Raw genomic sequence first — 22,981 nt, forward strand, 5'->3', positions numbered from 1 at the left:
CGACCGCGAAAGCTGGATCGCCAATCCGGAAAAGGTCTCATCAGAAACAACCGAAGAACAACCGTTATTTCGTCAGGATCGAGAACGCGGTAAACGGGACGCCTCCGCGAACTCGACTGGGCGGCGGGCTTGCTGTCGCGCTACCGGACCATGCGTTTCTCCAACTGGCCTGCAACGGGACGCCGCGGGCATTCTGCTCTGCCACGCCGTGCTCGATGCCTTCGGACAGCGAAAGCGAAGCCATGACCGCGATATCGGGAACTCGGTCATTGAAATTGTTTATCGCGATAGAAGCTGCCGGGGCGACAACGGCGCGCCAATCTGGTCGCCGAGGAATGCCAGGAATTTACCGGCGGTTTCATCCGCGGCGCGTAGAAACATCACAGAATGTGGCGGATAAATATATCCGGCAGGCATATAGCTTGGCGAAGTCTGATTTAAGGCGTTCACGCGCTGATCGAACGGAATACATCGAGGCAGAGTCGCTGGGATCCGCCCTTATCCGGGGCTTGCCCAAGCTGTTTACCGAAAGGCGACCTGATCGGTGCCATGCCGCTACCGGGCGGCCTGTCGGCCGAACTGTTTGCAGCGCCTGACGAACACAACGCACAGTCCATGACCTTCATGGCGAAAAGTATCGTGATCGGCGAAAGGTGAGAAGAGGGCGATGCCGCCACCTGATCAGCCTTGGGCATGTCGCCGTCTGTCGGCGAAGACAGCCGGAAACGAGCTTGGCGGAACTGAAGGACGGCGACTTTTTCGGCAAGATGGCCCTGCTGGGTGACCAGGTGCGCACTGCCAGCGTGCGGGCCGTGCGCCCCACCACGGCTATTGCGGCTGCGCCACGGGATGTGATGTCGCTCGCCGAGATGGAGCCGGAATTGAAAAAATGGCTGGAGGAAAAGCCAGGGCGGGGCGCGCCGCAAAGCCGGGCAAGTAACACGGCCGACGAAGCAAGAACAGCCCCGCGCTAGGCGGTGCCGCCCACCATCCAGCCCGTCGATGCTTCACCGTGGGTTGTCCCACGCCCATCGGAGACGCTCTGCCCTTCCTTGCCGCAGGTGCCGACACCGGGGTCGAGCGCCATGTCGTTGCCGATCATCGCGATGCGGGTGAGCGCATCCGGCCCGTTGCCGATAAGCGTAGCGCCTTCCGGAGAGGCGGTGATGCCGTCTTCGATCAGGTAGGCCTCGGCGGCGGAGAACACGAACTTGCCGCTGGTGATATCCACCTGGCCGCCGCCGAAATTGACCGCTAGAAGAGGCCGTGCCTGACCGATGCGATGATCTCCGCAGGATCCTCGCCATGGAGCATGTAGGTATTGGTCATGCGCGGCATCGGGATGCGCGATAGGATTCAGCGCCGCGTCGTTGCCGGTGGTACTGGCCCGCCCACGAGGTCGCGTTGAGTGAGTCCTGCAAGTATTGCTTTCAGGATGCCGTCCTCAGATCAGCATGTTGCGTTGGTCGGATTGCCGTCATCGACGTCTGCATTGACCCGCGCGGCTTCGGCCAGGGTGCCGTCGTCGACTCACGGTCACGCCGGGGCCGCCACTACGCTTGCTGATGCGCCCTGAGAACGCCGAACTACCCCTTGGATTGAAATCACCTTCCAGTCGTGACCGATCGCTTCGTGCAGCAATACCGCAATAGCCTGGTGCGAGCACGACGGTCATCGGAGGCCCGTTGGCGCCGGACGCGGGGTCAATTTGATTAACGCAGTGCCGCCTGGTGAACGGCGCGCTGAGCGTAGTCTCGCAGGATCGCGTCGGCAACTGGGCGTAATCGCGGAACGACCGCCGCCCGCGGAGGCCTGTTCGCGGCGGCCGTTGCTTGCGATGATCCAGTGACCGACAGGCGCACCAGCGGGACGGATGTCGGCGACCATCAACCCGTCGCTGCGCGCCACCATCACCACTTCGTATTCTCCCCACGGCGCGCCATCACCTGCACGACGCTCGGATCGAGCAGCCGAGCGCGTGGCTTTCGCCGGTGCCGAGCAGCGGCAGCCTTGTCGGCCGATCCGAGCGATCAGGTCGACGCAAGCTCGATTTCGCGCCGCGATTCGCGGTGCAGCAACACCCCCTTGCCGTGCCCCTGGCGCGCGATCGCCCGCGCGGTTTGCGCGCGCTGATCGCAAGCACACTGAGCCTGATATCGCTCGGAATAGGCGAAAGCGGTCTTCTCTTGCTGACCGCACATTGCACCGCCGACCGGTCGATCGTGAAGCTGCCTGATTCGACGATGCCCTCTTCCGCGACCACCTCTCTAGACCGCGGGTGTACTGGAAGTACAGATCCGGCAGTCGAATCAGGGTAGGTTCCCGAACATCGCCCTGAAGCTTGCGACACCTGGGCGTTATGCGGCCATTCCGAGGGAACAGGTTTTCACCAACCGGCGGCGGTTGCTGCTCTATGGACCGTATCTCTTCGTATGGGGTCGAACAGGACGATCCGAAGCCGGGCGCAACCGAGCCTCTGACAGCCATGGGGCGCGACCCGTTCAATCACGCGGGGAGTTAGAGCTTGCACGCAGGCAGGTGACTAGCAAGGATCGTTGCGCAAACGTCGCCGATCACCCGCCAGAACCGCGCGCGGCAAACGGTCCAACACTCGCCCCACGGGTCGACGACCATGGTGTGCCATGTGTCGGCGACCGCTTCATGATGCCGCCTGCTCCGCAGCGGCGTCAATGCAGCGCCGTCCAGATCCTGGCGGCGCAGGGCTGGACAGCACCTCCCAGTGCGCCTTGCCGGTAGTCGCGGTGAAGGGCGGAAGGCACGACAATGATGCTCCTCGCCCTAGCGCAGACAGCCTTCAGAATCGTAAGGTCGCAGCGCCAATTGACAACCCGATACGCCCGAACGGGGAATCGACGGCGACGATCTGATCGCCCGGCTCGATGGTATTCGCTTCCGATATGTTCGGTGCTGTTCGAAGTCGAACAGGTGGATCTTGTCGTAGCGCGCCACTTGCGCGCCCTGATCGTCGTACACCAGACAAGTGTTGAGCACCTTGTCGGTCGCCGCCAGCCCAGGATCGAGCCGCCCACCAGCCAGATCTTGTGCTTGCGCGCCGGCTTTCATCTCGCCGAGGAATGACTGTATCTGGCTCCTCTCCGGGCTTTGCTCGCGCACCTGGACCTTGTCCTAGTCGCTCATCCCCATGATGGCGAAAATTCCCGGCAACACCACCAGCTTCGCGCCCCTTTTTCCGCCGCCATCACGCAATCAGGCGGCGCGCCTCGCTGAGGTTGCGCTGAGACATTTCGGTCCGGACGCCATCTGGATGGCGGCGACTTTGAATGCCGTGAAGCTTGCGCGACAATGCGTTGCTGGGTGGGTTACTTCATTCGCCGTGATTCACTTTCCTGTTTGTCTGGTCTGGTTTTCCATCTGTCTGGCCGGAGCGCGCGCCCTGCCTTAGTCACGCTCGGATCATTCCATGTCTGAGGTGACATTGTATTCAAGCAACACCAACTTATCGAGCAGGGGCTCCCGGCACCTTGTTGACGATGAGTGCGCCGATCCCCGCCACCAGGTAGGCCGCGACGCCCCGAGCAGCGATCCGCTGTCACCCAGCGTCGGCAGGATACGCACCTGCAGATCCTGTGTTTCGCGGTTCAGATCGACTTTTGCCTTTCATGGTCACCTTGGCGGACGACCGTAAATGGCAAATCTCCGTGGCTCCATCACGCCATGCTTGATCTTGGCATTGCCATTGATGTTGTCGAACTGTGATGAGACCCGTCACTGAACACATCGGTGAAATCCAGCGTGATGCGCTTGGGCAATGCCTGCAGGAGCTCAGGATGCTGAGCAAACTCCGATGCCCGGTTTCCATCTTCAGAACCGCTCCGCTAACAAGTATCCGAAGCTGGGCGTGCCGTCCGGTGGCGTAATTGAATTCAATAAGCGTTCCAGACCACAGCAGGTTTCGCTACCAGCTTTCCGCTACCGCCCTTGACGGTGTTCGGGTAACGGAACGTGTCAGGATCTTTCCGGCATCGCTGATCTCCAGTTGCAGATTGACCTGGCTCGAAACCCTTGCTGATACCGTCGCCCGATTGGGGGGCTTCAGCCCCTATCCTTGCCGGAAGGAGTCTGCCGCAGGATCGCCGCTCCCGATCGTGGGCGCGTTGCCATACCAGATCCCGTCGCCCATCAGCAGACCGCCTGGATTGGTGATGCGCAGGCGGCATGCGCCGGCTCTGTCGCTTCCGGATGGCCGACCAGTTTCGAGGCGAGCCGATCTGCTTGCCCTTGATCTGCAGATTCTCGATCGCCACGCTGGCGCAGGCAGACTGGCCGTTCGTCGTGCCGTCCTGCACGGTGCGGGCGGGCTGCTGCGCAGCCTTGCTGCTCCTGGCCGACGGTGCGGATCGAGGCGATGGTTCGTCGCCCGGCCATTATATTGTCCAGATGCACGCTGCCCTTCCCCACCGCTGTTGGATGACGGTTTCCTGGTGTGTTGAAGGGAAGCCGCCGCCGAAACTTGCGGCAGATGGTGTGCAATTGCCGTGGTGCCATGTCGACTTGTTCTCGGCGGACGGTTTCGCTCCGGCGATCGGAAGCGGCAAGAGATTACTTTCGCCATCGCCCGCCAGCCCTTCCAGCCCTGTATCGACGGGATAAGCAGATTGCCGATCAGCCACACGCCATCCCTGTCCGTCCACTTGCCTGCCCGCCGAAAATCGATCACGCCCCGCTTGACCGCCATCGCGCCGTTTTCGTCGCACGTCGCCAGACGCACGCTGAGCAGCTTGCCAGGTGCGCACGGATGACATCCTGCCCTTCGGCGACGTTCACCTTTTTCCACATGCACTCGCATGGCTTCGTTAGCACGCTTGGCAAAAAGGTTGCGGCAGGCTGGAACCGATCCCCCTCCAGCGTGGAGTTGACGGTGAGCTGCGCAGGAACTCTTCACCACAGCGATATCCGCATCCCACGCCGCGCCCACCGCGCAGATATTGCAACGGGGGATGAGGGTCAGTAGCGCGGGGTTTGTCGAGATCGCTGCGTCCCTTGACGACGGCATCATGCCACCGCCTTCGGCGGATTGCAATATCGTGCTGGCATCCCCGCCGAGTATCTTCGCGGATACGCCTTTGCCTGCTCCCGGACTCTGGTGAAGGAAAGCTCTCCGCGCGTGTCGCGCAAGCACGGGATGCCCTTGCCCAGGTCGATATCGTTATCCTGCCCGCGGTACGTGCCCGACACCTGTAACGGCATGCGGTCGGGTACTTTTTGCGAAGCTTACGCCCTGCTCCGCCGTACTTTGCGCGGCATCGACCCGCGAGCGCACTTATCACCGCGGCGGTATCCGTTCCGCCGCCCAGCAGCGGAAAACGCACGAACAGATCGAGAAGATGCCCGTCACCGACGGCATGCCGCCTGCATCGGTAAAGCTGTCGATAGCCGCGCACCAGGCTGCGCTGGATGTATTGCGGGAAGACATCGCTCGCGCCCGTCACCTCGCCCCGGATCTCCAGCGGCAGCACGTCACCTCGCTCGCCAGATCCGGCATCCCGGCGCTGACGTTGCACCCGTTCGCCTGAACGTAGTCGCGGAACCGCCTTCACGCCGAGCATTGCCGCGTATCCAGAATTGGGCCGAGATGTTTTCGATGACAGGCCAATCTTGTCGAATTCCAGCGTGACGCCTGCGCGTGCCCGCCGATCTCCGAGCTGCGCCTTTGGTCCCATCCAGCGGGAAATCGTCCAGGTTACCCTTGATGCGGACGCGGAAATCGGTCTGACCCGACCCTGGATCGCACCTTTCAGGCAGTCGTTGTCCTCTGGTCCACGAAGACCAGCGGGGTATACCGGTAAGCTTGGCGGACATCGCGCGCGCGTCAGGCTGATCGTCAGGTCGATTAGCCCCCTGCTCGCTCCCCTGTGTCCGGTAACTGCCTGGATTACCCGCCGGATCATCGTTGGCGATGGCGACATTATTGACAGACCGACCACTCGCCACGCCTGCGCTCCCAACCTGCCTGTCCGCTCAGTGCGCTAAAGAACAGCGACTAACCAGCTGCCGGGTGCATCGACCTGCAGACCGTGGGCGCGGATATTCATCGAGCCGCCCTGGTCGTTGCCGTCCAATCCAGCGATAACCCTGAGAATCCCGGCATTCCATCGTATTGGCGCATCGCGAGGTTCTCGAACTGCCCCTTGATCCGGAAGTCATCCATCTTTTCCAGCGAGCCCTGCCATTGCACATCCAGGTTGTCCACCTCGCCTCTCGGCGCATAAGCGTCCAACCGGGCGCGCAGACTGTTTTCCAGCGGCACGAATCCGCCAGGCTGACAGGGATCCCCGTTGCAATCGGTTGGCGTAACGCACCTCACGCCGCGCGGCCCTCTCCAGGGACACACTGCGAAAATAAAAATCCGTGGGGTTGGCAAGGCCAAAAATCGTTCTTTAGGCGCATCGCCAGATGCCGCGTGGAGACCTCCAGCCCGCCCGGCACATCCTGCCACGCCGCGCGGCCGTGCGGGTTGTCCACCGTCATTTCACTCGCACGTCCGCGCGACTGCCGGGTCACCACATCATGCAGATCCATGTCGGCGGTGAGCCGCGTCACCAGCGCCCTCCAGGCTCAAACCAGCCGGCGGCACGCAACGCGCCGCTGCTGAACTCGTCCGGCAGGTCTCGCCAGGCGCGCCGTGCCGTCACGTCGGTATGGTCGAGTTGTGTAAAAGGCTCCCGCGCCATTCGCCGAGGTCGTCGAAACTGTCGCCATGGAAATCGCCGCGCACATCCAGCGGCGGGACAGCGCGGCCGGGCGGCAGGCGCGCACAGCGAAACTGATGATGGCCGAAGAAGTTCTCGCGAAGCGCAGGTCCCTGGTGTAGCACCAGCGCGGAGCTTCGGCGCACTCCGTCCACCCAGACGATGAGCCCATCGCTTACCGCCATGTGCGACTGGTGGAGAAGCCAGTTCGCCAGATCGCTGTCCCGCCCTGCTTGTTGAGGGCGATGCGCCGATGAAGATCCGGTCTTGCGCATCCCGCCGGATCAACAGCTCCGGCCTGGATATTTCCAGGATGGCCAGCCTGAGTTCCGCAGTGAGCAGCGACCACGACGCTACCGTCGATGCGCGGCAATTCCAGTGCGGGCTGCCCTCTCGTCCGGATGGTCACTTTGGAAAACCTGAGCCGTGGATGGGGACCCCCTGCCAGTCCGCCTCTATCCGGTCGATGCCGACCGGGTTGCTCCGAGCGCGATCGCCATGGATCTGGGATCCTGTCATGGTGCTGTCACATAACCGAAAGCACCCAGTAACCTCAGCACGGGGGATGGCGCACGCGATCACGGCGATCGTCGCCGGGAAACGACGATGACCAGGCGCGTCAGCCAGTTCAGACTGTGCCAGAGCAATCGGACAGGAAGGGATTTCAACATTGTATCGAACGAGCAAAATCGCCGGGAATATGTGCGAGGGACGTAATCGAAGCCAGTTCGCATTCTAACTTGAAGCCCCCCCATGAATACATCAAACATGCCATCCGCAACCTTCGAGGTCTTGCTGTCGAAAACGCTGCACTGCAGCCGTTATGTTCGCCGTGCGCTGGAGTCCGACACCTCCATCAAGGAATGGTTGCAGGAAACCACGCATCGCCTTCCGGTCATGCCGAACTATGGGCTTCGTTGCGACAATCCGGCCATGATCTGGACGACGAGGCCGACCTGACGCGCGCATTGCGCAGATTGCGCAAGCAGACGATGACCAAGCTGATCCTGCGCGACCTGAACGGTCTTGCCGACCTGAACGAGGTGATGCAGACCATGACCGCGCTGGCGTGAAGTCGCGGTGCAACAGGCGCAAACCTGTTTGATGCGGTCGCTGCAACAGCAATTCGGCAGCCCCTTGTGCGCGACGAACCGCGAACCCCAGGAATTGCTCATCATCGGCATGGGCAAGCTGGGCGGCGGCGAACTGAACGTCTCGTCCGACATCGACCTGATCTTCGTCTACGCCGAGGACGGCGAGACCGACGGCCCGCGCAGTCTGGGCAACCACGAATTCTTCACCCGCTTCGGCCGCCGCCTGATCAGCCTCATTAATGAACTTACCGCCGACGGCTATGTGTTCCGCGTGGACATGCGGCTGCGGCTCCTATGGCGACAGCGGTCCGCTGGTGATGAGCTTTGCCGCGCTGGAAGAATACCTGGTCAGCCAGGGGCGTGAATGGGAACGTTACGCGTGGATCAAGGCGCGCGTCATCGCGCCAGCCGAAAATCCGAAAACCGGGGAACTGGAGCGACTCGCGCGACCGTTCATATTCCGCAAATATCTTGACTTCGGCGCGATCGATTCGATGCGCAAACTGCATGCACAGATCCGCCAGGAAGTGCAGCGGCGCGACCGCATGAACAATATCAAGCTCGGTCCGGGCGGCATACGCGAGATCGAATTCACCGCGCAGGTATTCCAGCTGATACGCGGCGGACGGGATGCCGCCCTGCGAATCCGCCCCACCCGCAAGGTTCTGCAATTGCTGGCGGCGAAAGGGCAGCTTGCCGAGACTGCGGTTGCCGGCCTGGATGCAGCCTACGTCTTTTTGCGCAATCTGGAACATCGGTTGCAATACCTGGACGACCAGCAGACCCAGGAACTTCCCGGTAAAGACGAAGACCGGCAGATCGTCGCGGAAGCCATGGGCTATGCCGATTTCACCGCGCTGCTGCACGACCTCGACCAGCATCGTGCGCACGTCACCCGGCAGTTCGAACAGGTCTTCAGCCAGCAACGCGAAGAGCAGGACGATGCACAGGTCTGGCGCGAAGGCATCACCGCCGACGAATTGACGGCATATCTGAAAAACCTGGGATATCGAGATGACGCGGCAAGCGTGGAGCGTCTGTTGCAACTGCGCAACAGCAGTCGTTATCGCCAGCTGCCAGACCTGAGCCGGCAGCGCGTCGACAAACTGGTCCCGCAGTTCATCGCGCTGGGCGCGCAACACGCCGACCCGGACACGACCCTGTCCAGGCTGCTGAGCCTGCTGGAAGCCGTCAGCCGGCGAGCCGTTTACCTCGCCTTCCTCGCCGAATTCCCGCAGGCCCTGCAACGCCTGGCCACGCTGGTTGCGGCAAGCCGCTGGGCAAGCGAATACCTGACGCAGCACCCTGCACTGCTCGACGAACTGCTGAGCGCACGCGAGATCTACCAGGCGCCATCATGGTCGCAGATCGATCACGACCTGCAGACCCGTCTCGACGATTGCGCCGCCGACACGGAACGCCAGCTGGACGTGATGCGCCATGTCCAGCAGGAGCAGATATTCCACCTGCTGGCGATGGACCTGCAGAATCTGCTGCCGCTGGAGAATCTCAGCGATCACCTGAGCGACCTGGCCGACCTGATCCTGCGCCATGTGCTGACGCTCTGCTGGGCGACTGCGCGCAAGCGGCATCGCGACAACGCGCGATTTGCCATCATTGCGTACGGCAAGCTGGGCGGCAAGGAGCTCGGCTACGCCTCCGACCTGGACCTGATCTTCCTGTACGACGACGACCATCCCGATGCGCAGGAGGTCTATGCACGACTGGGACAGCGCATCAATGCGATGCTGGGCAGCTACACCTCGTCCGGCCGCCTGTACGAGACCGACCTGCGTCTGCGCCCGAACGGCGCGAGCGGCCTGCTGGTCAGTTCGATCGGGGCATTCGCCGAGTATCAGGAGCGTCAGGCCTGGGTATGGGAACACCAGGCATTGACGCGCGCACGCTTCTGCGCCGGCGACGCGCAAGTAGGAACGGCTTTTGAGGACATCCGCCGCCGTGTGCTGTGCCAGCCGCGCGACCCGGGCGAACTGCGCAAGGAGATACTGTCCATGCGCCGGAAGATGCATGACGGCCATCCCAACGACACGCCGCTGTTCGACATCAAGCATGACAGCGGCGGCATGGTCGACATCGAGTTCATGGTGCAATACCTGGTGCTGGCGCACGCCCACCGGCATCCGCAACTGACCGGCAACATCGGCAACCTGGCGCTGCTCAGGCTGGCCGGCGAACTCGGGCTGATCCCCGCCGGACTCGCCGAACGGACCGGCACGCTGTATCGCGTACTGCGCCAGACACAGCACCGCATGCGGCTCAACGACAGTTCGGCGCCCTGCCGCATGGCGCAAGGCGGGATCGACACGCAGGCTTGCCGCGCGCTATGGACGGAACTTTTCGGCGGAGATCAGGCGGAAGCGCCCTGACCCGTTTGCGGCGCCTGGGCGTTGCTATCGACAAGCGAATTGAGGCGGTACATGATCATCTCGCCCTTGCCCTTGACGTGGATGATGGCGGGCGGCGCAAAAATCGTATTCGTGCCTGATGCGGTTGTAAGTGGTCTTATCCACCTGGATCACATCCCGCACGGCTTCATCGGTCAGCCGGCTGGCGATGTTCACTGTGTCGCCCCACAGGTCGTAGATGAAACGCTTGGTGCCGATCACCCCGGCCACCACCGGCCCGGTGGCGATGCCAGTATGGATGCCCAGCTTGTATTTCGCGAATTGCGGATCCTTGTTGATGGATTCGCGCATCTCCAGCGCCAGGTTCGCGATGTCGCAGGTGTAGTTGTCGCGTTCACGGCTCAGACCGCCCACCACCATGTAGGCATCGCCTATCGTCTTGATCTTCTCGACGCCATGTTTTTCGCATAGCTCGTCGAACCCGGAAAATATCCTGTTGAGCAACGCCACCATCTGCTCCGGCGAAAGCGATTCGGTCAGCTGCGTGAAATCCACCAGGTCGGCGAACATCACTGTCACGTCGGCATGGCCGTCGGCGATCAGATCCTGGTTATGCTTCAGCCGTTGCGCGATGCTGTCCGGCAACACGTTGAGCAACACCCGCTCCGATTTCTTCTGTTCTTCGGCCAGCAACTGGTGCTGCTGGTCGAGCTGATCCTTGATCCTGTCCATCTCCACGACGAAATAGCGCACCAGGAAATAGATGATGGAAGACATCGCGGCGAAATTGAGCGCAAAGAATATGCCGATGGTTTTCATCGGCACGCCCCGACTTCCTGCCCGAGGAAATAATCGAACGTGCCGGACACGACCGTCATCACGATATAGGCGATGAACCAGGGAATGGACTCGCGCCAGCTCGACACGACCAGCGCGCCGATCGGCGCCAGCAATGCCCAGAGCATCACACCGCTGGAGGTCACGGAACTCCCGATGCTCCATTGCATGACGAACGGAGCGAACAGGAACAGGCTCAACTGGATGAAACGGAATGTCTCGAAGCGTTTGGTCTTGAAGTAGTAGAGTAGCGAAGCGACCGAGATGATCTGGTATCCGACCGGTACGTTGGCCGAATAGTGCAGCCCCATCATCCAGTAGATCGCCAGCCACAGCACCACCGCCAGATTCATGAAGGCACAGGCGAAGATCAACAGACTCTTGCGCAATTTCTCTTCTTGCGTGTCCGTCGTTTCCTCGGTGATTTCCGGAATGATTCCTGGAAAATTCGTCATCCGCGTACCCGGCCCCTGTTTTTGCCCAACCTTGGGTTTGATTGACTGCCGTTGTCATGATACCCGATTTAACGTCCGGGGAAACACATCAAATCGAAACCGAAATTTGATGTTGCCGCTTCATAAACCCGCCGGAAAAAGCTAGAATCGTTGCCCTGTAACCGACTCACCCAAACAAAGGAATCCCATTTATGTCGATGTCCGACCGCGACGGTTTCATCTGGTATGACGGCAAGCTCGTGCCCTGGCGCGACGCAACGACCCATGTGCTGACTCACACGCTGCATTACGGCATGGGCGTCTTCGAAGGCCTGCGCGCCTACAAGGCGGCAAACGGAACGGCGATCTTCCGCCTGCAGGAACATACCGACCGCCTGTTCAATTCGGCCTATATCTTCCAGATGAAGATGCCGTACGACAAGGCGACCATCATGGAGGCCCATCGCGAAGTAGTGCGCGCGAACAAACTGGAATCCTGCTACATCCGCCCGATCGTTTTCTACGGTTCCGAGGCGATGGGCATCGCCGCCACGACGCTGTCCACCCATGTCGCGATCGCGGCCTGGCCGTGGGGCGCCTATCTGGGCGACGAAGGCATGCAGAAAGGCATCCGCATCAAGACCTCCAGCTTCACCCGCCATCATGTCAACGTGAACATGTGCCGCGCCAAGTCGGTGACGACCTACGCCAATTCAATCCTCGCGCACCAAGAAGTCGCCAACGACAACTACGACGAAGCACTGTTGCTGGACGTGGACGGGTATGTGGCCGAAGGCGCGGGCGAGAACATCTTCATCGTCAAGAAGGGCAAGCTGTACACGCCCGACCTGACCTCCTGCCTGGAAGGCATCACGCGCGACTCCATCTTCACGCTGGCCGGGGAAATGGGCATCGAGATCATCGAGAAGCGCATCACGCGCGACGAGGTCTATTGCGCTGACGAAGCATTCTTCACCGGGACGGCCGCAGAGGTCACGCCGATCCGCGAACTCGACCACCGGATCATCGGCTGCGGTTCGCGCGGCCCGGTCACGACGAAACTGCAACAGGCGTTCTTTGATTGTGTGGCAGGAAACATCCGCAACATGCCGGATGGCTGGACTACGTTTAAGGGGAACCACGTGAACAAACAAGACATCACCCAGCGTTATATCGAAGTGACCGCGAAAGACCTGCCGCTCAGCTGCCCGATGCCGGACACACACCTGTGGAGCGCGCACCCGAAAGTGACGCTCCCGCTCAAGCACGGCGGCGAAGCGCGTTGTCCGTATTGCGGTACGCTGTATCGTTTCAAGGGCGAACTACCCAAGGGACATCATTGAAAAGTCCTTTGCACATCTACTGCGCTTGGTGATACTTCGTCGAAAAGTGGTTCCAAACCCTCATGTATAACCGCATACATTCCGACTTCCCGCCTCTTTTCTCCTTGCCCGACCTGCGCTCGCCACATTGTGCAAAGGTCTTGATGCCTGCCCCATAATGCGCAGAATCCTCATCATCGGCCCCAGCTGGGTAGGCGATGCCATGCTGGTACAGCCGATGTTGCTGCGTCTCAGGCAACGCCATCCGGACTGCCTCATCGACGTGCTGTCCCCGCCCTGGACCGCCGCCCTGTTGCGCGCCATGCCGGAAGTGCATGAAGTCATCATCAACCCTTTCCCGCATGGCGCATTGCACCTCGGCGAGCGCTACCGGCTCGGCAGGCGATTGCGTACAGCGCGCTACGACCAGGCCATCGTGCTGCCCAACTCGCTGAAATCGGCCCTCGTCCCGTTCTTTGCGCACATCCCGTTACGCACCGGTTTCGTCGGCGAAGCCCGCTACGGGCTGCTCAACGACCTGCGCAAGCTGGACAGGATCGCGCTGCCGCTGATGGTGGAACGCTTCGCGCAACTCGCCGAGGCGCCCGGCACGCCGGTCCGGCGCCCCATTCCCGATCCGGCTCTGACCATCCCGGTGGCGCAGCGCGATGCCGTTCTGGAAAAGCTGGGCCTGACGCTGGACAAACCCGTCGCAGCGTTCTGTCCCGGCGCCGAATATGGCCCGGCGAAACGCTGGCCGGAGGCTTATTTCGCCGAGACCGCGCAACATCTGCAACAGCACGGTTATACGGTGTGGCTGATCGGTTCCGGCAAGGATCGTCCGGTCGCCGAAGAGATCGACCAGCTCGCGGGCGGCTCGTGCGCCAATCTGTGCGGGAGAACGGATATCGGCGAGGCCATCGCCCTGCTGTCCTGCGCACGCCTGGTCATCAGCAACGATTCCGGCCTGATGCACCTGGCGGCCGCGCTGGATCGCCCGATGCTGGCGCTGTTCGGCTCCAGCAGCCCGCAGTTCACCCGCCGCTGTCCGCGAAAGCGCATATCCTCAAGCTCGATATTGAGTGCAGCCCCTGCTTCAAGCGCGAATGCCCGCTCGGGCATTTCGATTGCATGATGAAACTCCCCCGGACTGGCTTGGGAAAAGTTGCGCCGGATCGATCCCAGTCTCGATCCAGCAATGGAGCGACACGATGCGTGACATCCCCAAGGAGATTTTCAAGGCCTATGACATCCGCGGTATCGTCGGCAAATCACTGACTGACGATATCGTCGAACGGATCGGCCATGCCATCGGCTCCGAAGCCGTGGCGCGCGGCCAGCGTGGCATCGCCATCGGCTATGACGGACGCCTGTCCGGCCCCGCCTTCGCGCGGGCGCTGGCGCGCGGCATCCCGGAACAGCGGCATCGACGTCATCGATGTCGGCATGGTCGCCACGCCGATGACCTATTTCGCCGCCTTCCAGCTCAACACCAACTGTGCGGTGATGATCATAAGCAGCCACAACCCGCCCGATTACAATGGCCTGAAGATGGTACTCGCCGGCGAGACCTTGTCCGGCGAGACGATACAGGCGCTGCGCCAGCGCATCGAACAGAACGATCTCACACATGGCACGGGCAGCTACGCACAATACGACATCGCGCCGGAATATCTCGCGCGCATCGTTGGCGACATCAAACTGGCCCGCCCGATGAGCATCACCGTGGATTGCGGCAACGGCGTGGCAGGCGATTTCGCCGCCAAACTGTATCGCGGTCTCGGTTGCGAGGTGACCGAACTGTTCTGCGAAGTGGACGGAAATTTCCCCAACCACCATCCGGACCCGTCCGATCCGCACAATCTTGAAGACCTGATCACCGCGCTGGCGGATAACGGCAGCGAACTTGGGCTGGCTTTCGACGGCGACGGCGACCGCCTCGGCGTGGTCACCAAGGACGGAAAGATCATTTATCCGGATCGCCAGTTGATGCTGTTCGCCGCCGACGTACTGGACCGCCACCCGGGTGCCGAGATTATTTTCGACATCAAGTCCACGCGCAACCTGTTCGACTGGATACGCAGGCACGGCGGCAAACCGATGCTATGGAAGACCGGCCATTCGCTGGTGAAGGCCAGGATGCGCGAGACCTGGCGCGCTGCTGGCTAAGCGAGATGAGTGGCCACATGTTCTTCAAGGAGCGCTGGTACGGTTTCGACGACGGCCTGTATGCGGGCGCGCGACTGCTGGAGATACTGGTAAGCTGGGCAACCCGAGTGCCGCGCTGAACGCGTTGCCGGATGCGGTCTGCACGCCGGAACTGCACGTCCGTACCGCAGAAGGCGAAAACCATGCGCTGATCGCACGACTGCAGAAGGAAGCGCATTTCGACGGCGCGCTCGACGTCATCACGATAGACGGCCTGCGCGTGGAATATCCGGACGGCTTCGGGCTGATGCGCCCGTCGAACACCACGCCGGTGATCGTGCTGCGCTTCGAGGCGGACGATGTCGCCGCGCTGGAACGGATACAGGAAAGTTTCCGCCGCATCCTGCTGGCGGCCGCACCGGCATTGCAGCTGCCGTTCTAGCGATCCGGGAACGATCAGTGTCCGAGTAGCTTGAGCAACGCATCAATCGTTAGCTCTTTGCCTCGGCCAGCCTGCAAACATTCAGCGCCATAATTCAGCGCATAGTTGCCGTGCAGGGTTGCGTCATTATTCACATGGGGCGCGAACTGCTTTTTAAGTGTTGCCGCATCACCCGTTGCAGGTTTCCCAATTAGCCGCAACATCATTGCCTCAAAGCATGGCTCGGATTTCAGGACTTGAATCTTCTTCGTCCGCGCCAGCTTTTCAGTCTTAGCATTCCAGTCGGTGTCGGTATCCAGCAGCGCTGCGACCACATCGTAGTCGGCATTGGCTATTTGGCGAGCCGTCCAGTCAACGACATGCAACGCACCTTTGCCACCAGCTTGCTTAATTTTAACTATCAAATTGCCTTCTCGCGGCACGTACAAATGCTTAACGTGTTTGAGAAACGCCTCTTCATGGCGCCCCTCTCCAACGAGTAACAATGTCCGATGTACTTTCCAGTGTTTCATGGGCACTATCAGAAAACGGGCACAGCGCCGTATGCGCCCGCCATGTATTTGGCGTAATAGTTATCGTCGTTGCGAATACCCTCTACCGCATCCATCCTGCTGGCTGAGCTTTCGCACTCCTCACTTTTCTGCACCAACATCACCTGTGACTTGTGAACGAGGTTCAACACTTCGACCGCATGGCAAGTGAACAACAGTTGCGCTTGGTGCGGGTTGGTTGAGGGATTGGCAAACAGATCGAGGATCGGTTCCAGCATGTGCGGGTGCAGATCGTTTTCAAATTCATCAATGACAGCCAAGCCGCCTATTTCCAAGGTTTCCAGCAAGCGCGACAACAGCACGAATGCACCTTGCGTGCCACTGGATTCGAGTGCGAATCGCAACTTGAATTCGCCCGCTTTATTCTTGTGCACACCAAATGGCACCCACACCTTTTGAGTCGGCTCCTGCGGGTTGTTCAGCGACAGCTCTTGCAACTCAACACCAGACAAACCCAAGTCCCAAGAGGACAGCAATTGCTCCATCCGACTGCGCTGCTCTGGATGAACTGAGAAATGCTGTGCCGCCACTTGCACATCTTGGCTACCCATCGGCACACGGCCATACACATTCACATTGGTATTCACATAAGGCGTTGTCATGCGCACTGCCAGCGGCACGCCAAATTGCGCCGCCCATGCGATGAGCGAAACATTCGGGCGCACCTTGCGCGCTTCCTGAGCTGCCAAGCCGAAGTCCTGTTGCTTAATCACATAAGCATTGGCCGCTGCATCCCAGTCACGGATAAAGACGTAGCTGAAGCGCTCGCGCTTCTGATAAAGCGCCTCATGTAGCACTCGCTGTGGCGTGCAGCGCAACACATAGCGCCACAGCTTGCCATCGAAATCCAACGTGCATTCCAACTCTGTTGGCTCCTTGGTTGCTGCCGCATGCGGAGCAACGGGGATACCACCATCGTGCGGACTTTGGAATGACTGCGAAACGAACCAAGCAATGAACGCCATCGGTTTCAGCAATGCCGTTTTGCCGCTACCGTTCGGGCCAATCACCGCCATGAGCTTGGAAACACGCTCGCCCGTCGGCACCTCGTGCATCCATTCAGTCATGGAGACCTTACGGCTGATAGTCAGATCGACTTCAACACGCTCGCGGAACGACTGGAAGTTTGAGAACGCATAGCTATGCAGCAATTTATTCACCTTTATTTTAACTTTTCAACAGTTTTTTGTTGAAAACGAAAATTAGCATGAAATAAATTGGCGAGCAAGAAATATATAGCTCACCAAAGCAATACATTACCTAGTGAGGTTTATTCTGCAGGCGGAAACCATCGGAGAAGCGAGTTTCTCAGTGTATGAAACGCTGTGTCGGTGCATCCTCGCGCAGTTACCCGCTGTGCCAATTGCTGATAGATGGCGGACGACCTCCCCTTTTTGGATTGGCGGAGCACCCATTCGGCAGCTTCTTTGGGACGATTTGGCTTTGCCTCGTTCTGCTTCCAGAACCCTTGATTTTCCAGTGCGATGCGAAGCGTGGCGAATCCACCTTCAAAACCTAAGGCCGTGCAAACGTGGGGGCTATCCTGCCATAGCCAGTTTTCCAATTCCGGGGAGATGACTACTGAACATCCGCAATCGACTGCCCAGCCCGCATTGGAAAGATGTTCGTTTAGGCGTTGCGAAATAGCCTCCGCGCCCGGCGAGCCATCCCATTCGGCATCGACAATGACGACTGCATATCGGTGAGTGCTGGCATAAGGCTGCAAGAATTCATTTGCACGGGTGTAAAGCCCCGGGTCATTCTGTCCGTGGGCGACCAGCAAATCCTGACGAATATCGAAGTCAAAATGCCCGCATCCCACTGCATGATGGAATGCGTCTCGTGAGAAAAAGCCCTTGAGCATTCCCTCCATATTCTTGTCCGCCACCAGAAATAGACAATCCCTCATCCCAGTACTCCGGTCGCGAATAGCTCACCGAGATTCAGCGCAGATTGCCATACACGCAAGCGAGGATGATCGCTGCCGCGCACAATATCCACAGCCCCCTCATCTGTCTTGCCAAAGCAGAGTATTTGCTTTGACCGTAGCAGGCTGAGCACAACAGGGGAATGTGTGGCGCACAACACCTGCGCATCATAAACAGAGGACAACGACTGCATCACAGTCTCCATCGCCTTGGGATGAATGCCATTTTCGGGTTCTTCGATCAGCACCACGCTCGGCGTCGTCGGTGCGTAAGCCAGCAACGTCAGGGCGAGTAATCGCAACGTTCCGTCGGAAAGTACCCATGAAGGGGCGACCAAGCCGCTCTTGTATTTCAACTGGATATAACGCGAGCGATCTTCAGGCTTCTCGCAAGTCAGCACATCTTCCAGATCATCTAGCGTCGTCGCCAAATGTGCCACCCAGTCCGCCTTAACTTTTTTATAGCCTTCTTTTTCGAGTGCATGTACCACCCACGGCAGGTTCGAGCCGTCCGGCAGGAAATCAGACGGAGAGCCTGCCGGTGAAGGCATACGCATTTTTTCCGCATTGAGCATCAAGCGGTGGATACCCTCCATCAACACCCGCTTTGCCCACGTTGCAGCCGGGAACTTCTGTTCATCTTCCGGCAGGTTGGCGAGTGCGCTTTTGGTAGGGCCAAGGCGGAATAAGTTATTCCATTCCGACGTTTCTGAACGGAAATAATCGTTCCCACTTTCAACGACTTTATTGACCACTTTGCGCCAACCCGTCGGACTGTTTTTGTTTTGCGGTTGAACAATGTGATCCGGGGCGCCTTCCGGGCACGGAAATAGCGTCTGCTGATGAGTCGCTTGCGGCTTGATTTCCTTACACAGCCACAAGGTTTCATAGTCAAAGCCCAAGCGACCGTCGGTATGAATCCCCAACTCATAACGTGCGTAACGATAATTTTGTCCAAGCTTCTCAACAATTTCACTAGGCAATTCCAAAGTCACGGCGATTTCAACACCGCCCCCTTGCCGCAGCCAAGTCAAATCCAGAGGGTCAACCGCACGCGGTGCAATATTCATACGTGCATTACCGAATACCGCTGCATCCAGTCCGCTGGAAAGGATGTCCCGCACCAGAAGCAAGGCATCAAACAGCGTGCTTTTGCCGCAAGCATTCGGCCCCACCATCACCAGAAACGGATCGAAATCGACCGAGACATAGCGCAAGGCGCGCAGACCTTTGACTTCCAATTGCCGAATCATGCAGTTTCTCCGAGAGGTGCTGAGGTGCCTTCACCCCACACGCGATTGATAGTGGTTTTTATTTTAGCCTCAAATCGAGCGATCAGTTGCTTGTTGGCATTGACCAAGGTTTGCTCAGCTTCGATCTCGGCGACGATGGCTTGCTGCGTAGCGAGGGCTGGGATGGGGATTTTTGCTTCGTTTAAATTTCGAATCGGGAGCTGCGGCTGAGCAGCGCCTGAGACGATTGCTTCTCTTTGCACTCGAAAGGTTTCTGACTGAAAGAAATGGAAAAGATAGCTGCTTAAAAGCTTTGTCGTATCTGGCCTGAAAATGAGCATGCCGGAGTTGATGCGTATGTGATCAAACTCCACCGAGTCATCATAGAGAGCTGTATTCCCGATGGTACCTCGTGTTGTAAGCAACACGTCACCGCGCTCAAGCTTCCCTTTCCGCAAGGCGTTGTCTTTCTCCTCACTGATAAACTCCAGTTCATCGAACTTGAAGCCGTCTGAGCGAACGTTTTTCGTGTTAAGGAAGAGACAATGCCCCCCAGGAGAAAAGTCTTCTTTACTCGGGTAGTTCGCTCCTCTGTCACCGTCGATAATCTGAAAAGGAGCATCTCCAAAAGTAGAAATCGGCCAGTCAGGGTGGATGGGAATATGGGGGCGGTAGTGGTCGAGGACGGCGCGGGCACCGTCAATGACTTTCTGATAGCCCTCGATTTCCGCCACGATCTCCTTCTGCACTTCCAGCGGCGGCAGAGGAATTTGGTGTTCTTTGAGTTTCGAGTAGTGCCGTTGATAGCCGACGCTCGCCAAAGGTCTGGCGCGGAGAACATGAAACAGGAATCGAGGATTGAGTGTGTCTATGGTTTGTAGAATCTTGATGCCATCCGCCCCTTGAGCAAAGGGCATTTCAATGAGCTTAACTGCACAGGTGTGGTCGCCAAAAATCACCAGTGGTTTGGTGGGATGAACCAGAGTGGATTCATCGTCGGTCCAACCCGCGATAGCGTCCTGCGACTGATCGATTATTGGAAATCGTCCAGCGACTCCGAAAGCAGTTTTCTGAATCTTGGATGGTGGCGTGATTGTCTCAACAAGCGAGCCAACAGCCATCCAAGGAAAGTGAGTGGATTGAACAGCTCCGTCCCCGTACCGCTCGCCGCTTAGGTTGTAGTCCCCATTCGCGGCGACTTTCTCCTTAGACACGATCAGCCCGCGAGTGAGCTGAAGTTCGGCGGTGGGTTGCTGGCTGCGCAACGCTTGCAGGTAAGCATCAAGTTCAGCTTTGACTTGTGGCAGGTCGTTTTTGTCGAAGGCGCGTCGTTGCGCACCCAGTCCGAAGCCGTCATTCTCCACCTTCAAAAATGCAAGACTGTCGCTCGTTTTCGCCAGCCGTTTGTCGAGTATCAGGATAGAGGTCTTCACGCCGGAATAGGGATTGAATACGCCAGCAGGCAAGGAAATGACAGCGACGAGATACTTTTCTACCAGTAACTTGCGCAGCGATTTATAGGCGGTCTGGCTCTGGAAGATGATGCCTTCCGGCACCACAATCGCGGCGCGACCATTGGGACTGAGGTGTTCGGCGATGTAATCGACAAACAGCACTTCGGAACGCGCGGCCTGAATCGAGAAACGTTTGTGCGGTTTGATGCCGCCTTTCGGTGACATAAACGGCGGATTGGCGAGAATCACATCTGCCGTTTCATTCCACTTTTCTTCCGAGGTGAGCGTGTCGTATTCCACGACGTGCGGGTCGCTAAAGCCGTGCAGATATAAATTCACCAGTGACAGGCGCACCATGTCCGGTGAGATGTCGTAGCCGTGGATGTTGGCGGCGAGATTAGTACGTTCGTCGGGCGTGAGTTGGTCGTCTGTGCGCACCTTGGTGTTTGATTTGAGGATGTGCTTCCATGCCGAAATCAAAAAGCCTGCCGTGCCACACGCGGGATCGAGTAGGCTTTCACTCTTCTGCGGGTTCATCAATTCAACCATGAAGTCGATGATGTGGCGCGGGGTGCGGAACTGGCCGGCATCGCCCTGGCTACCCAACACGGAGAGAAGATATTCAAATGCGTCACCCAGCTTTTCCGAATGGTCGTAACTGAATACGTCGATCTCCTTCAAGAAACTGCGCAGCGTTTCCGGGTCGCGATATGGCAGATAGGCATTTTTGAAGATGTCGCGAAACAGCGCGGGGATGCCGGGATTCTCCGGCATTTTGGCGATGGCTTCGGCGTAAAGGTTGAGGGTTTCATGTCCGCCCAAGCCGGAACGCATCAGCTTGGCCCAGCCATATTTTGCATAGTCGCCGGTAAAGAAACTGCGCGATCCGCCCAACTCTTCCGCCTCCGCATCCATGTCATCCATGAATTTGTAAATCAGCGCGATGGTGATCTGCTCTACTTGGGATTTCGGATCGGGCACTTTGCCAACAAGAATGTCGCGGCAAGAGTCGATACGGCGTTTGGTTTCTGCATCAAGCATTCTGGCTGTTGCTTTCTGTTACATGAATTGATTTAAGGACACGTAGTCTTTTACGTATTCGGGTATTTTGTCGCGCCAGTCTGACGGCACGGCTTTGAAGTCGGCCATGCCGAAGCTGGAATTTACGTTCAGCTCGGTAAGGCGTTTATTGTCGATAATGTCACGCAAGCGGCTATCGGTTGCATACGCCTTGAAGAAGTATTTCAGGGCAACGATTTTGTCCGCATGAGCCTCAATGTCTTCCGTTGAGGCATCGAGCAGGAACTTCTGGAATTCGTCTTCAAGCAATTCATCTTTCGCTTTGAAGTAAGGAATCAATCCAAACACCTTTTCCAGAATCTCGCGCAAGGTAAGGCGACGATCTACACCTGCCGCACGGCGGAGTTTGTCCAAGTTGTAGAACTCGGAGGGTTTGTCGAACAGATTTTTGGTGACGTAATCAATCGCCTGATCCCATTGCTCGTTTTCGACTTGCTGCTGCAATACGGGATCGGCTTTGACGCTTGTTCTCGAAACCTTCAAAGAACATGCGGTCTATCTTCATGCCTTGCGCGCCTATCGTCTGCTCGGCAAGCAATTTGATTGTGTCACCGCCCAGATGTTCGTATTGATCCAGCGGCGGAGGGGGCGGAGGCTGCGGGCTATCCCCGCCTTCACCGGGGCGAGGCAGTTTCAGCACTTCGTCGTAATCAAACTCCTCCTCGAAGTATTCGCAGTTGGCGAAGAAATCGAACAGTTTGTAATGCACCTTGTCCTGCTTGCCAATTTGCTCTTTCAGCGTTTTATCAAAAAGCTGTTCAAGGAAATTGTGCTTGCGTGTGCCACGTCCTTTGATCTGCACAAACTCGGAGGGCGAGAAGATCGGGCGCATTAGCCCAAGGTTGAGAATGTCGGGGCAGTCATAGCCGGTGGTCATCATGCCCACGGTGACACAGATTCGCGCCTTGCTGGTTTTGTAGCTGTCGATAAAGTTGGTTGAGCCAAGCAGATTGTTGTTGGTGAAGTTAATGGTGAACTGCTGGGCATCGGGAATCTGCGAGGTCACTTGCACGGCGAAATCGGACTGGTATTTTCCGGGATATAGCGCATTAGCAAGTTCGTTGAGTAGCTGCACCAGTTTAGCCGCGTGATTTTGGCTCACGGCAAACACGATGGATTTGCCGAACTCATGGCTGATCGGGTCGCGTAATCCATTCTTCAGGAATGTCTCGCAGAGCAAGCGGTTGGTCGCATCGGAGAAGAATTTCTTCTCAAAGTCTTTCTGGAAAAAAGTTTCCTCAGCGGCCTCCCCCTCTGCGTTAGGTGCGGCGACAGCGTACCCCTTGTCGGATAACAACTGTGTCGTGATGTCGGTGCGTGCATCCACCACAACGGGGTTAATCAGGAAGCCATCGCGCACGCC

General features: G+C 58.5%; 16 protein-coding genes and 5 pseudogenes. 8 read left to right on the forward strand and 13 right to left on the reverse strand.

All coding sequences use genetic code 11. From position 1 onward, the window contains the following. Window positions 1-653 precede the first annotated feature (653 nt). Window positions 654-974, forward strand: coding sequence for a cyclic nucleotide-binding domain-containing protein (locus IPM27_12050; protein ID MBK9162236.1), 321 nt, complete (start codon window positions 654-656; stop codon window positions 972-974). On the opposite strand, the gene IPM27_12055 is transcribed toward IPM27_12050, so the two are convergent. From IPM27_12055 to IPM27_12065, 3 genes are all read right to left on the reverse strand, one after another. Then, entirely contained in the window at window positions 971-1,231 is a 261-nt protein-coding gene (locus IPM27_12055; protein ID MBK9162237.1) for a hypothetical protein, read from the reverse strand. The two genes, IPM27_12050 and IPM27_12055, sit on opposite strands and share 4 nt — an antisense overlap. A gap of 799 nt (window positions 1,232-2,030) precedes the next feature. Beyond that, the gene (locus IPM27_12060; protein MBK9162238.1) at window positions 2,031-2,201 is read right to left on the reverse strand and encodes a hypothetical protein; all 171 of its coding nucleotides are present in this window, start codon (window positions 2,199-2,201) and stop codon (window positions 2,031-2,033) included. Window positions 2,202-2,799: 598 nt separating this feature from the next. Beyond that, window positions 2,800-3,135, reverse strand: coding sequence for a hypothetical protein (locus tag IPM27_12065; GenBank protein ID MBK9162239.1), 336 nt, complete (start codon window positions 3,133-3,135; stop codon window positions 2,800-2,802). A 28-nt stretch (window positions 3,136-3,163) separates the two neighbouring features. On the opposite strand from IPM27_12065, the gene IPM27_12070 reads away from it, so the two are divergent. The 3 genes from IPM27_12070 (at window position 3,164) to IPM27_12080 (ending at window position 5,555) form a co-directional block, all read left to right on the forward strand. Beyond that, entirely contained in the window at window positions 3,164-3,424 is a 261-nt protein-coding gene (locus IPM27_12070; GenBank protein ID MBK9162240.1) for a hypothetical protein, read from the forward strand. A gap of 773 nt (window positions 3,425-4,197) precedes the next feature. Beyond that, window positions 4,198-4,632, forward strand: a complete 435-nt coding sequence (locus IPM27_12075; protein ID MBK9162241.1) for a hypothetical protein — start codon at window positions 4,198-4,200, stop codon at window positions 4,630-4,632. Between the two features lie 734 nt (window positions 4,633-5,366). Beyond that, on the forward strand, window positions 5,367-5,555 hold the full coding sequence (locus tag IPM27_12080; protein MBK9162242.1) for a hypothetical protein: 189 nt from the start codon (window positions 5,367-5,369) through the stop codon (window positions 5,553-5,555). 515 nt (window positions 5,556-6,070) lie between these two features. Here the strand turns inward: IPM27_12080 and IPM27_12085 are convergent. The 3 genes from IPM27_12085 to IPM27_12095 all read right to left on the reverse strand — a co-directional run bounded on the left by IPM27_12085 (window position 6,071) and on the right by IPM27_12095 (window position 6,916). Next, on the reverse strand, window positions 6,071-6,289 hold the full coding sequence (locus tag IPM27_12085; GenBank protein ID MBK9162243.1) for a hypothetical protein: 219 nt from the start codon (window positions 6,287-6,289) through the stop codon (window positions 6,071-6,073). Between the two features lie 53 nt (window positions 6,290-6,342). Beyond that, entirely contained in the window at window positions 6,343-6,582 is a 240-nt protein-coding gene (locus tag IPM27_12090) for a hypothetical protein (GenBank protein ID MBK9162244.1), read from the reverse strand. An 88-nt stretch (window positions 6,583-6,670) separates the two neighbouring features. Continuing rightward, window positions 6,671-6,916, reverse strand: coding sequence for a hypothetical protein (locus IPM27_12095; protein MBK9162245.1), 246 nt, complete (start codon window positions 6,914-6,916; stop codon window positions 6,671-6,673). Window positions 6,917-7,484: 568 nt separating this feature from the next. On the opposite strand from IPM27_12095, the pseudogene glnE reads away from it, so the two are divergent. Continuing rightward, window positions 7,485-10,212 (forward strand): annotated as a pseudogene (glnE, locus tag IPM27_12100) (bifunctional [glutamate--ammonia ligase]-adenylyl-L-tyrosine phosphorylase/[glutamate--ammonia-ligase] adenylyltransferase). Here glnE and IPM27_12105 read toward each other — a convergent pair. Beyond that, window positions 10,194-11,483 (reverse strand): annotated as a pseudogene (locus IPM27_12105) (adenylate/guanylate cyclase domain-containing protein). The pseudogenes glnE and IPM27_12105 sit on opposite strands and share 19 nt — an antisense overlap. 191 nt (window positions 11,484-11,674) lie before the next feature. Between IPM27_12105 and IPM27_12110 the strand changes: the two are divergent. From IPM27_12110 to IPM27_12120, 3 genes and pseudogenes are all read left to right on the forward strand, one after another. Then, window positions 11,675-12,805 carry a branched-chain amino acid transaminase gene (locus IPM27_12110; protein ID MBK9162246.1) on the forward strand — a complete coding sequence of 377 codons (1,131 nt, stop codon included), beginning with the start codon at window positions 11,675-11,677 and terminating at the stop codon, window positions 12,803-12,805. Between the two features lie 157 nt (window positions 12,806-12,962). Beyond that, a pseudogene (gene waaF, locus IPM27_12115) lies at window positions 12,963-14,062 on the forward strand (lipopolysaccharide heptosyltransferase II). After that, window positions 13,996-15,374 (forward strand): annotated as a pseudogene (locus tag IPM27_12120) (phosphomannomutase/phosphoglucomutase). Before waaF ends, IPM27_12120 begins: the two co-directional pseudogenes overlap by 67 nt. Window positions 15,375-15,388: 14 nt before the next feature. Here IPM27_12120 and IPM27_12125 read toward each other — a convergent pair. The 6 genes and pseudogenes from IPM27_12125 to IPM27_12150 form a co-directional block, all read right to left on the reverse strand. Further along, complete coding sequence (locus IPM27_12125) at window positions 15,389-15,886, reverse strand: hypothetical protein (protein ID MBK9162247.1); 498 nt, start codon at window positions 15,884-15,886, stop codon at window positions 15,389-15,391. 8 nt (window positions 15,887-15,894) lie between these two features. Further along, on the reverse strand, window positions 15,895-17,076 hold the full coding sequence (locus IPM27_12130; protein ID MBK9162248.1) for an AAA family ATPase: 1,182 nt from the start codon (window positions 17,074-17,076) through the stop codon (window positions 15,895-15,897). A 119-nt stretch (window positions 17,077-17,195) separates the two neighbouring features. Next, a complete protein-coding gene (locus IPM27_12135) occupies window positions 17,196-17,834 on the reverse strand; it encodes a hypothetical protein (protein ID MBK9162249.1) in 639 nt (212 codons plus the stop codon). Further along, entirely contained in the window at window positions 17,831-19,105 is a 1,275-nt protein-coding gene (locus tag IPM27_12140; GenBank protein MBK9162250.1) for an AAA family ATPase, read from the reverse strand. The genes IPM27_12135 and IPM27_12140 overlap by 4 nt, the downstream gene beginning before the upstream one ends. Continuing rightward, on the reverse strand, window positions 19,102-21,579 hold the full coding sequence (locus IPM27_12145) for an N-6 DNA methylase (protein MBK9162251.1): 2,478 nt from the start codon (window positions 21,577-21,579) through the stop codon (window positions 19,102-19,104). The genes IPM27_12140 and IPM27_12145 overlap by 4 nt, the downstream gene beginning before the upstream one ends. Window positions 21,580-21,597: 18 nt before the next feature. After that, window positions 21,598-22,981, reverse strand: a pseudogene (locus tag IPM27_12150) (restriction endonuclease subunit R).

Source organism: Nitrosomonadales bacterium (genome assembly GCA_016716325.1).
GTDB lineage: Bacteria > Pseudomonadota > Gammaproteobacteria > Burkholderiales > Gallionellaceae > Gallionella.